Source organism: Tardiphaga sp. 619_E2_N8_4, from assembly GCF_051810905.1.
GTDB lineage: Bacteria > Pseudomonadota > Alphaproteobacteria > Rhizobiales > Xanthobacteraceae > Tardiphaga > Tardiphaga robiniae.
Genome location: NZ_JBPWQJ010000001.1, coordinates 5,265,920 through 5,277,461, shown reverse-complemented (window position 1 = coordinate 5,277,461; position 11,542 = coordinate 5,265,920). Strand labels below are relative to the sequence as shown.

Sequence of the window (11,542 nt, the reverse complement as noted above, 5' to 3'; positions counted from 1 at the left end):
CTGAAATCTGAGGTAGTTCGTTGGGACGCATGAGAACGTCCGGGCGATCTGCAGCGTGCAGCGATGGGGGTATATGATGGCGGGTACCCGAATTCCCGACGGTGCATCATATGCGGGACCGTTTCGCGCGCTTGAGCAGTCGCAAATCTCGCTCAAGCCAAAATCGCCGAAAATCGATGTGTTCGGCTGCCCTGCCAGCAAGCTTCACAAGGACCAGGAGTTGCGCGGCGCCGGGATCAAGTTCTTCCGCAAAGGGAGTGACGATCCCCATCTTGGTCAGGTATCGACGACTGCTGACGATCGCGGCTTTCTGATCGGCATCTCACAAGGCCGGGGTCACCGGCGACGCATTTTTCACGAGCATCACGCCACGAACCACGAATTTAAGGAAGGTTCGATCTATATTCGTAACCTTGCGGATGACTATCGTGCCGATCTGCGCGGTGTGTTCGATTTTCTCTTGATGGAGGTCTCCCAGCCGTTCCTGATCGAACTGGCGCAGGAACACGGCTGGCGCGGCGGCGCCGTGGACCTTGCGTGTCACGCCGGCGATACCGACCTCATCCTTCTGAGGCTTGTCAGTGTGGTCGAGCCACTGCTGCAGAAGAGTAGCGAAGCGAGTCCACTATTTCTGGATCAGCTCGGAACGACGATCGGCATACATCTGATCGAGCGATACAACCGCGCGACCAACCTTGAATCCGCATCGCAAGGCGCTGCGCTGTCGCGGCCGCAACTGGCGCTCGCCGTCGAAATGCTGAGCAGCAACACTGCAGGCAATGTACGGGTTGCAGATGTCGCACAGGCCTGCGGGTTGTCGCGCGGCTATTTCATCCGCGGCTTCAAGAAGGCGACGGGCAAGGCGCCTCACCAGTGGATCCTGTCCCAGCGCGTCGAGCAGGCCCGGGGCCTTCTCATGAAGACCGGTATGTCGTTGGCCGATATCGCACTGATTTGTGGCTTTGCCGATCAAAGCCACTTCACCCGCGTCTTTTCCGCTTCGACCGGGCTACCGCCGGGGGCCTGGCGCCGCGCAACTGGCAATGCAGGTTCTTCAGCGCGATTTTCTGAATGTGAGAAATAGTTTGAGTGAGGCGGCGTGCCGCGCGTCATGCTACGCGCCACCGACAATGTCAGCTCCTGGCGCAAAGCGGACGTCACCGATTTGAGGGATCACTCGGCGTCAACCGGGTGGCAATAGCGTCAACTCGGTCAACCGTGATTTTCAAACTGCCAAACTGGGAAAACTCCGGGCTGCGGCGGCATCGCGGGGGCCCCCCACCGGTAAGGACCCATTTTTCCTAGCGGCGCCAATGCCTTTTACTGCTTGGATCTATTTTCTGACTCATCGGATCACGACATGACGCTGCTCTTTGTCCGATGTGGAAGGTGGGAGAAAAAGCGAGGGTGAGTGCACCCTCGCTCGATCCTCGCAGGTCATTTCCTTCGATTTATCAATTACCTCTCCGCTTCTGCGAGCTTTCGATCGTTAGAATGAGAAATCAATAGAAGCCTAAAGAGTAAAACGGGTTTCGCTGCATAGCCCGACTAAAGATTATCATCCTCGCACACTCGCACCGTCGCAGCCAAGGTGAGCGCAGAGGTCCCCGCAACCCTTCAAAACGGCACTTCGTCGTCATCGGAGGAAGCATCGTTCGGGCGGTTCGCAGTCGTAGGAACGTCATGAAGCCGGACGTTTACATATTGGCGAATGCGACCTTCGATTTTGGCAATCCCCTTTTGCGGCAAATTTTGTCCGAATGCTTTTTCGCTCCAAGGACGCTCAGAGTTGGCCACGCACCAGCTGCAGTATGCCTCGTACATGGTTCGCGCGGCGACCTTGAGAGGCTGCTGTCCTGAAACTACTGGAACCAGCTCGACGCATGCATTGATGAAAGACTGAAGCGGATCTTGTTCGCTTCGGTAGGTTGCCGTGGCATCCTTGACTTCGTTTGGGGTCACCAATCCCTCAGTAAGGTAGCGTATGGCGCCTTCGATCAGCCAATTCAGGATGCCGGAGCGTTCTTCCCAGAACTCGGCAAGAACCTCCGCTAACGGACGCTTCTCGTCGTCGGAGATCGTCACTGTCCAAGGGATCAACCTAATCCGTCGCCAAATACCATGGTCAATACCATGGATGGTCGGTTTTCGGTTCGCTGACAGTACCAACTTAAATTCCGGTTTGAATTCAAAGAAGCCTTTGTTCAAATGTCGGACCGACATGGGCTCGCCGCCAGTAAGAGATTTGATCAAACCCTCTTTCAGTCGAACTGCGCCTTCCGGCTCCGACACACGAACCAGCCTAGCCCCGGGCAGTCGAGCGAGATCTGGGGTCGCTTGATCGCCCCGACGAATTCCTTCACCGACGAGCGATTCAAAGCCAAGAGTCTTCGCGTAGTCCCCCATTATCTGAGCGAGGATATCGACGAAAGTAGATTTCCCGTTTGCTCCAAGCCCATAGTTGAAGATCAAGCACTGCTCGCCAGTAAGTCCTGTCAGGCCGTAGCCGTGATAGGTTTGCAGAAACTTTTGAATTGCGAGGTTCGGCTGAAAGCGGCCGAGAAAGGCACGGAAGTGCGGGCACTTAGCGTTCGGATCGTAGTCAACCGGCGCGATTTTTGACAGACGGTCATTTGCATCATGCGCATGCAGAACCACCGAGCAGGTTCGTGCTCCGCTGTCCGGTTGCCCACGGACAAATCGCAGCGTCCCGTTCGCAACATTCAAAATAACGGGATCGCCATCGAGCTCCTGCGGAATTACGGTGCAATGTGGCAGAGCCTGGCTGATCATCCCTGAGATGCGGGCGGAATTGCCGGAGAACACCGCAAACTCTTGTCGCTTCACTTTTCGCTTGGCAAGTGCAGCTTTTGCCGCTTTCCCTGCGCTGATGCGAGCTTCGAACTGCCGCACCTGTCGTTCGCTCTGTTCAGAACGGCTCACACTCCGCAATAGACGCGCGGCCTCTTCGGCGCTGTCGATATCCGCCTGCTCGACGGAATCGTAGGTTAAAACATCCGCCTCTGCACTGATCAACGACGCACACCGCTGTGCGAAGCTGACGATAGCTTCGTCACCACCTTGCCGGCTCCAATGGGTTTCAATCCAAGTATGCCAACCGACAGCGGCGACATTTAGCAATTGGTCTCCGAAGTGGATCAACAGTCGCTGCCCATTGCCGGTGTCGTTGAGCGGCTGAGCCGCGCATTTAATCAAAATGTCTTTAGAGATACCGTGCTTCCGAGTTGTTTCTCCGTCGATTGGTCGCGGCGAGAGCCAGTCGGGAGGGGTGCCGATCACAGCTTTACCCGCGGGCGGGAACCATCGCTCGTCTCCGAAATCCACCAGGTTTGCGATTTTCTCGTACTTTTCGTCTGCGCTGAGTTGCGTGGTTGACATCGTGTGCCTTTTGATTTGGCGCCGCCTAGGTTGCTGTCGCATTGAACAGCGTCGGCTGAGCCAATAGCCGACCGCTGGCGCTCATGCGTCTTTCTGGGCTAGCTGAGTTGAGGATAATTTTAAATTGGAGCGGCGTCATAAACGACCAGGCCACTCCTTATTCAGATCAAGCTTCTATTCCGACAAGTGCCATTTCTCCTGTGTTCTCAATGCGAGAACGAACGGGGGAAATGTCGGAAAGTGCTTTGATTTGACTGGCGTTTCCGCTGTCTCTTAATCACCGGGTCCTAGGTTCGAGCCCTAGTGCGCCCACCATAAATCTCAACAAATCAGATTGTTAGAATTTCGGTGGTTAGTCGTTCCGACCGGACGTCGTCCGTCATTCTGACGTGGCACCTGCTTTTGTTCTTTCGCTGAGCCATCAATCAGCCGGACGATCAGGCCACGAAGGCCCAAAACGTCGAAGCCCTTTGAGCCTCCTCCGCGCGCTGTAGCGACCTTTCCGAAGCTCTTTGCAAACCCGAGCGAAAACGCGGACCGAATTTTTCTATTGGTCCCGTACCCTCTGCTGGAGGTGGCCAGGTGGAACCGCGTGGAGGCATGCACGTTCCTATATCTGGAGAAACAGCATTCCAGTGCCGTCGTGCGGCGCGCTTTGCATTCAAGTCCAATCACCAAGCAGCAAATGGGAGTTTGTCGATGCTCAGCGCCTTCATCAATGGAAAAGACATCAAAACCGGTACCGTGATTTCTGTCGTCGCCAAATCGGTGGCGCCGGGAGAAACGCTTGCGCTCGAATACCCAAACAAAAGTCGGGTGTCAGGTAAGGTGATCTCAGCTTCGCACAGCGAGCTCGAATTGGAGATCAATTCGGAGGCCTGGCGGCTGCGTCCACACGCCCCGAGCGACAGCACCATCCACAATGACCTGTCCGATAAGGATGCATCATTCTGGACGGTCCAGGCGAAGCTCTAGACTATTCGTCCCGGCCAGTTTGCGACCTCAGTGGCCCGGTTTGAAAACCGCGGTGGCCGAATTTAAGAAACGTTAGGGGCAGACGGGCCACTATCTGCAGATGAAGCTCTTTTTGTGGTTTTGCGCGGGGTCGGCGGCCGGGATTCTGGCGACGGTAATCTTGTGTCTAGCGCTCGTGCTGGGCGTCAGTCAGTTCGGAATACCCAACGATCATCCTGTGGTGAAGTACATGATCCATGGCATCGCAACGATATGCTGGGTGTTGGGAATAGGCGCCGGCCTGTATTTTCATTTTCGGCACCGATCTGGTTTTAGGCTTCCCAAGCAGTAAGGCCGCCTCAGTGGGCGGCTCTTTCATTTTGGCGACCTGGGGGCGGATCGATGGATAGTCTCAAAGCCCACGCGCGGTTCGTTTAGGATCTTCGCTAGAGGATCGTGTTTCGGAGTCGTCCGAGGGGATGCCGTCGGTTTGTGCCGGCGCTCGGCGACCATGGCGCGCTCGGCATTGGCCGCGCGCGAACCGTGCTCTTCAACAAAGCCGATCCTGGGTTCGTCGAGCAGCTTGGACTGCCATGCTTTTGTGTTCGTCATCCCGCCATTCTAGCCGATGGCGTGCGTCCGCAAAAGCCCGCGGGCGAGGGCGGGTGGAGACCGCACGCGCAACGCCGCCCTGGGCGGAGTATGATCGCCCCGGCGACGTTGGCTAAACACTGGGCCTTCAAATCCCCAGTTCAAATTGGTACGATGGACGTGGCTGAAAGGTTCAAGGGAGCCAAAGAAAAAACGCCCGAGGGTATCGAGCGGGTTATGGCGGTCTGCGGTTCGGCGATATGCCGCGAGACGTCGAGCATAGCCAAGACCCTACCAATGCAATGAAAACCCGCCGAGCTGCGCCGGCGGGTTTCTTCTGCCTACTGGCGATACGGCTCGTCAGGGAGTGGTCCGAGCGGCCCGCGGCGTCGCTGCAGGCGCAGCGGTCCTGGTTTTCTGGATTGCCTGGCTGACCGGTAATTGCAGCACGATTGCCTTCTGCCCGGGCCTCAGGTCTGTGACGAGAACAATCCTGCCATTTGAGAATTCCAGCGCGTCGTGGTGATTGTGATACTGGCCCATGTCAATTTCACGAAACCGGGCTAGTCGATCGTTGACGTTGCGGCGAAACACCCATCCATCGACTCGGACGTTTTCTTCAAAAGCGATCTCGGTGCCAGGGCGAAGGCATACCGCAATGTTTGGATCGTCGAAGCTTGCGAACCCTTTAGTCGTCGTCGAAGGAAATCTTGCCGATACCAACCTATCCGCCACCTCTGCGGGACGGTTGGCGACCGCGTGCAGGCTGTAATCACACATGGATGCGCTCCTATGGACGGCCACCCAGCAAATGCTGCAACATCCGTGAACCCCTTTGGTTGCAGCGCGGGGCAAAAAAAGCTTCCGGCCTAGGCGGTCGTAACCTCATTCTGACCGCGCCAAAATCCCAAGCCTAACGTCCAAAATGGGCGCGTCCAGAATCGCTTCGGCGTCCGACCGCCGCTTTCACGCGTTTGCTCGAAGCGCTGCGCCATCGTTCGCGAGTATGGAGCAGGAGCCACCGCATGGTTCAGCCTGTTGCTGCCCATGCAGTAGTGCGCGGTCCCGGATACGCACGTCCGCGGAAGTCCGGCAGGGTCGTGCGTTCGTTGCCGGGCGTCGATCTCGGATTGAGGCCGATTAGCTGTAGAAGATACCGCCATCCACGTTGAGTGCCTGGCCCGTCACGAAGGCGGAATCGTCGGAGGCGAAGAATGCGACGGGGCCGACGACGTCTTCCGGCTCGCCGAGCCGATGCAGATCGGTGATCTTCTCGAAATAGGTGACCCGCTCCGGATCGCGCAGATTGTTGCGGCCCATCTCGGTGAGGATGATGCCGGGGCATACGGCATTCACCGTGATGCCGTGGCCACCGAATTCCATCGACGACACCCGCGTGAAGCCGACCACAGCAGATTTCGACGCGGCATAGTGCGATTGGCCGGGGCCGCCGGTGCGTGCAGCCAGCGAGGCGATGTTGACGATGCGCCCGTATTTGCGCTCCTTCATGTGGACGACCATCGCCTGGGTCATCTGGAACACGCCGCGGACGTTCACGGCGAAGGTCTGGTCCCAGTGTTCGGGCGTGGTTTCTTCGATGCTCGCGAGACGCAGGATGCCGGCATTGTTGACGAGAACATCGACATGGCCGAGACCCGCGACCGCTTCTGCAACTGAGCGCTGGCAATCCTCGAGCTTGCTGACATCTGCCAGCACCGGAATGCACTTGCCGCCGAGCTTCTTCACATTGGTGACGGTCTCCAGCAGCGTGCTCTCCTGCGACGCGATGTCCGTCAGAGCGAGATTGTAGCCGCGCTTGGCGAGGCCAAGGGCGATGGCACGTCCGATTCCGCGGCTGGCGCCGGTGACGATGGCATGTCTGGTCATGTGATGTTCCTGCTTCTATGAAAGCTGTCGATGGATGGATTAGGCGCGTGCGCCGCGGATGGGCAGCGTGTTCATCGCCTTGACCGTCTCCTCGAAGGACACGAGATTGGCGCCGGAACCGAGCCCCGTCGCCACGATGGCGGCCGTGGCTGTCGCCAGTTTTGCGCAGTCCAGCAGGTCCCAGTCGCGGACCAGGCCGGCGATGAAGCCGCCGGTATAGGAATCGCCGCAGCCGGAGGTGTCGCGCACCGTCACCTCGAAGGCCGGTACCGTGAACTGCCGCCCGTCGCGCGTCATGATGAAAGAGCCGTGTTCGCCGAGCGAGATCGCGCAGGCACCGGCGCCCTTGCCGATGAAATACTGCGCGCAGGCCGCGGGATCGTCGGTGCCGACCAGTGCGTGGGTCTCGTCGATGCTCGGCATGAAGAAGTCCGTATAGGGCATCAGCGGTTCGACCAGTGCCAGCGTCTCGCCGCGTGCCTGGATGAGATCGACGGTGGTGATGCAGCCGGCCGCCTTGGCATCGCGCAGCAGCGCCACCGTCGGCTCGCCGTCCATCGCCAGCAGCGAGCCGACGCCGCCAAGATGCAGCACCTTGCTGCGGCAGGCGGCTTTCTGCGCTTCGGGCGAAATCTTCCAGCGCGCGGAGGCGCCGCGCGCATGTAGCACCGGGCGCGAGCCATCCGGACGGATCGGCAGGATGGTGGCGGAGGTCGGCACGCCGGCCATCCGCTCCATCACCGAAATATCGATGCCCTCGCGCTCCATCGCATTCAGCACCCAGTCGGCCTTCTCGTCGGCGCCGACCGCACCGACGGCGAGCGCCTTCAGCCCGAGGCGCGCGCAGGGCACCACGGTGCCACCCGCGGTGCCGGCGACCGTGAGCCGGATCTCATCGATCAGCGCGCGGCCGCCGCCGGCCGGGATTTCAGTGACGGGGACGCCGAGGATGTCCAGGATGTAGGTGCCGCAGACGCTGACGCCGTGGGGATGGGCCATGTGGCAAGTCTCGCAATTGTTGGTGCTGGTTTGTTAGGTCGAGGTTTTCGGCGTGCCGTCGCTGTCGCGCAGGCCGTATCGTCCCCATCGCTTCAGGATGCTGTCGATCTCGGCATCCGGCAGCAGCGGCGGCGTGCCGAGTTGCAAGCAGCCGTGATACTGCTTGGCGAGCACCTCGACCTCCACTGCAAGCCACATCGCCTTGCGCAGATTGGGGCCGATGGCGATCAGCCCGTGATGGGCGAGCAGGCAGGCGCGGCGATGGCGCAGCGCCTCCAGTGCCGCTTGCGACAGTTCCGCGGTGCCATATTGCGCATAGGGCGCGCAGGGGATGTCGTTGCCGCCGGCCGCCGCGATCATGTAGTGGATCGCGGGAATGCTGCGGTTCATGATCGCGATGATCGTGCAGAAGATCGGATGCGCGTGCACGACGGCATTCGTTTCGGGCTTGGCCTTGAGTATGTCGAGGTGGAAACGCCATTCCGTCGAGGGCACGCGGCCAGCCGGCGCCGTCCACGAGCCATCCCATTTCATCGCGACGATGTCTTCCGGCCGCATGCTGTCATAGGGAACACCGGACGGCGTCAGCAGGATGCCGTCCCCGGTGCGGACGCTGATATTGCCGGACGTGCCCTGATTGATACCGGCAGCCGACATTTCGTGGCAGGCATCGATGATGGCCTGTCGGGTTGCGACGTCTGCAGCGCTTGGATGCGTCATGGCCTGTTTCCTCGAAAGTCGTCGCTGCGGCTCTTACCGGCCGCTGCGGGCGATCGTTATATCGGTGCGAGGCGGGTCAGCGCCCCATGGCGAAGAATTCGTCGTTCGGCCGCATGCTGGTGACATTCGCCAACCGGTTCGACATGCCGAAGAAGGCGGCGATGGCAGCGATATCCCAGACGTCGTCCTCCGTGAAGTCGTGGCGCTTCAGCGCCTCGATATCGGCATCGCCGATCTCGTAAGCCTGCATCGAGACCTTCATGGCGAAATCGAGCATCGCGCGCTGCCGCGGCGTGATGTCGGCCTTGCGATAGTTCACCGCGATCTGGTCGGCAATCAGCGGGTTCTTGGCGCGGATGCGCAGGATGGCGCCATGCGCCACCACGCAATACTGGCACTGGTTGGCATTGCTGGTGGCCACCACGATCATCTCGCGCTCGGCCTTGGTGATCGGGCCTGGCTTGTCCATCAGCGCATCATGATAGGCGAAGAAGGCGCGGAATTCGTCGGGCCGGTGCGCCAGCGTCAGGAACACGTTGGGCACGAAGCCGGATTTTTCCTGCACCGCGAGGATGCGCGTGCGGATGTCCTCCGGCAGGCTGGAGATTTCGGGGACGGGGAAGCGGCTGATGGCTGGCGTGGTCATGGTTTCTGTTTCCTCTCAGGCGGTCGCGAGTGCAACCAGTCTGTCCTGGTATTCTTCAAAAGCGTCGCGTTGATCTGCAATATGGGGTTCGGCGCGGACCAGGCATGTATGTGCCGAGCAGCCCTGGCCGAATTGCGAGGTGCCGATGTCGAGCGTCAGCACGTTCGGATTGCCGGCGACTTCGAGACCAGTCTCAGCGCGCGGGGTGAACCAGGCGCCGGTCGGCAGCACCAGCACGCCGGAGCGCACGCTGTCGGTGACGTCAGCAGTGGCGAGACAGGCGCCGCGTGCATTCCAGATGCGGATGGTCTGTCCGTCGCTGATGCCGCGCGCCGCGGCGTCGTCGGGATGCAGCCGTGCCTGTTCGCGGCCGTTGCGCTTGTTGGCCACGCTGGCGACGCCGGTTTCGATCTGGCTGTGCAGCCGGCCGGCCGGTTGATGCGAGATCATGTGCAAGTCGGACGCATCGCTGCCGCTGCCGAGCCATTCCGCCGGCTCAACCCAGGCCGGATGCGACGGACAATCGGCATAACCGAGCCGGGCAAGGGTCTTGCTGCCGAGCACAATCTTGCCGCTTTCGGTCTTGAGCGCATGCGCCTCGGGATCGATGCGGAAATCGGCGAGGAAAGTGTGGTCGGCGCGCACCGGGCAGCGCGCATAGCCGTCGTGCCAGAATGTTTCGAAGTCGGGCATGTCGAAGCCGAGCCGCTCGGAGGCGTCCTGCCGGCTCGCCTCATAAAGATGACGGACCCAGCCGATTTCGTCGCGGCCTTCGTTGAAGCGGTCGGCAACGCCGAGCTTGCCGGCGATGCGGTCGAAAATCTCGAAGTCGGGCAGTGAGTCTCCGACCGGCTTGATGGCCTGTTTCATCGCAATGATGAAGTCGGAGCGCCTGTTGCCGGCAAGGTCGTTGCGTTCGATCGATGTGGTCGCCGGTAGCACGATGTCGGCGCGCTGTGCCGTCGCGGTGAACATCGGATCCTGGACGATAATGGTCTCGGGCCGCGTCCAGGCTTCGGACAGCCGGTTGAGATCCTGATGGTGATGATAGGGATTGCCGCCGGCCCAGTAGACCAGCCTTGTGTCCGGATAGGTTCGCGTCTCGCCCTCATAGGTGAAGGTCGCGCCGGGATTGAGCAACATGTCGCTGATGCGCGCCACCGGGATGAAGCTATCGATCGGGCGCGTGAGTTGCGAGATGGCCGGTGACTTGCCGAGATTGATGGGCGAGCCGACGCCGCCGAGCGAGGCATAGCCGTAGCCGACACCGCCGCCCGGCAGCCCGATCTGGCCGATGATGGAGGCGAGGCCGAGCGCTGCCCAGAACGGCTGCTCGCCATGATGTGCGCGCTGCAGGCTCCAGCTCACGGTAAGCATGCTGCGGGTATCGACGAGGCGTCGCGCCAGCTGGCGGATGCCGTCGGCATCGAGCCCACAGATCTCCGCGGCCCAGGCTGCATCCTTGCGAATGCCGTCTGACGAGCCGTCGAGATAGCCGAGCAGTTGCTCGGCGCCGCTGGTGCAGCGATCAAGGAAATCCCGGGCGTGCCGGCCTGCCTTCACGATCTCGCCGGCGAGGCCCAGCATCAGCGCGGTGTCAGTGTTCGGGCGGATCGGCCACCATTCGGCATCGACCCAATCCGGCATATCGTCCTTCAGCGGCGAGACGTGAACGATGCGGATGCCGCGCTCGGCGATTTTCCTGAGATAGGATTCGAGGCGGTGGGTGCCGATGCCACCGGCCTCGGTCTGCGCAGTGCGCGGCGATAGCGCGCCGAACACCACAAGCGTGTCGGTGTGTGCGGCTATGGTGTCGAGCGTATTGGCCTGGCCGTCGCAAGCATCCGAGCTTCCCAGCGTATGGCGCAGGATCACCGGGCCGGCAGCAATGGAATACGTATCCACATGCCGGGTGAAGCCGCCGATCAGATTGAGCATGCGCTTGAGCAAAGACGACGCATGATGCAGGCGGCCCGAATTGGTCCAGCCATAGGAGCCCGCGAAGATCGACGCATTGCCGTGGGTGTTCGAGACGCGACGGATTTCGTCGGCCACCAGCGTGGTCGCCTCATCCCAGCTGACGGGCACGAACTTCTCCGCGCCGCGCTTGCGCCGATCGCTGTGCTCGCGCTTGTCGAGCCAGCCGGAGCGCACCATCGGACGCAGAACGCGGCGTTCAGGATTGGCCCATTCCGGCACCGAATGGATGATCGGCGAGGGGGCGGGATCATGGGCGAACGGCTCGATGCCCACGATCTGTTCGTCCTGCACGAGGATCGTATAGGCGCCCCAGTGACTGCAATGCGGGATCCGCTTGATCTCACTCACGCATCGTCTCCGTGTCGT

Annotated in this window: 10 protein-coding genes; 2 read left to right on the top strand and 8 right to left on the bottom strand. The window is 60.6% G+C overall.

The features are described 5' to 3' along the window. The first annotated feature begins 76 nt into the window (after positions 1 to 76). Entirely contained in the window at positions 77 to 1,084 is a 1,008-nt protein-coding gene (locus AB8A23_RS25200; protein ID WP_439057762.1) for a helix-turn-helix domain-containing protein, read from the top strand. 533 nt (positions 1,085 to 1,617) lie between these two features. Here AB8A23_RS25200 and AB8A23_RS25195 read toward each other — a convergent pair. Further along, positions 1,618 to 3,399: a phage/plasmid primase, P4 family gene (locus AB8A23_RS25195; protein WP_439057763.1), complete on the bottom strand. Its 1,782-nt coding sequence runs from the start codon at positions 3,397 to 3,399 to the stop codon at positions 1,618 to 1,620. Positions 3,400 to 4,098: 699 nt separating this feature from the next. Between AB8A23_RS25195 and AB8A23_RS25190 the strand changes: the two genes are divergently transcribed. After that, on the top strand, positions 4,099 to 4,374 hold the full coding sequence (locus AB8A23_RS25190; RefSeq protein ID WP_093760270.1) for a hypothetical protein: 276 nt from the start codon (positions 4,099 to 4,101) through the stop codon (positions 4,372 to 4,374). 354 nt (positions 4,375 to 4,728) lie between these two features. Here AB8A23_RS25190 and AB8A23_RS25185 read toward each other — a convergent pair whose 3' ends face one another. The 7 genes from AB8A23_RS25185 to AB8A23_RS25155 form a co-directional block, all read right to left on the bottom strand. Continuing rightward, positions 4,729 to 4,965 carry a hypothetical protein gene (locus tag AB8A23_RS25185; RefSeq protein ID WP_231077535.1) on the bottom strand — a complete coding sequence of 79 codons (237 nt, stop codon included), beginning with the start codon at positions 4,963 to 4,965 and terminating at the stop codon, positions 4,729 to 4,731. Between the two features lie 339 nt (positions 4,966 to 5,304). Further along, a complete protein-coding gene (locus AB8A23_RS25180; RefSeq protein ID WP_439057764.1) occupies positions 5,305 to 5,724 on the bottom strand; it encodes a hypothetical protein in 420 nt (139 codons plus the stop codon). Between the two features lie 360 nt (positions 5,725 to 6,084). Next, positions 6,085 to 6,831, bottom strand: coding sequence for an SDR family NAD(P)-dependent oxidoreductase (locus tag AB8A23_RS25175; RefSeq protein ID WP_439057765.1), 747 nt, complete (start codon positions 6,829 to 6,831; stop codon positions 6,085 to 6,087). A 39-nt stretch (positions 6,832 to 6,870) separates the two neighbouring features. Further along, positions 6,871 to 7,830 (bottom strand): sugar kinase, encoded by a 960-nt coding sequence (locus AB8A23_RS25170; protein WP_439057766.1) that lies wholly within the window; start codon positions 7,828 to 7,830, stop codon positions 6,871 to 6,873. A 33-nt stretch (positions 7,831 to 7,863) separates the two neighbouring features. Next, a complete protein-coding gene (locus AB8A23_RS25165; protein ID WP_439057767.1) occupies positions 7,864 to 8,550 on the bottom strand; it encodes an L-fuculose-phosphate aldolase in 687 nt (228 codons plus the stop codon). Between the two features lie 76 nt (positions 8,551 to 8,626). Beyond that, positions 8,627 to 9,196 carry a peroxidase-related enzyme gene (locus AB8A23_RS25160; protein WP_439057768.1) on the bottom strand — a complete coding sequence of 190 codons (570 nt, stop codon included), beginning with the start codon at positions 9,194 to 9,196 and terminating at the stop codon, positions 8,627 to 8,629. Positions 9,197 to 9,211: 15 nt separating this feature from the next. Then, positions 9,212 to 11,524 carry a molybdopterin-dependent oxidoreductase gene (locus AB8A23_RS25155; RefSeq protein ID WP_231077529.1) on the bottom strand — a complete coding sequence of 771 codons (2,313 nt, stop codon included), beginning with the start codon at positions 11,522 to 11,524 and terminating at the stop codon, positions 9,212 to 9,214. Between the last annotated feature and the right edge of the window lie 18 nt (positions 11,525 to 11,542).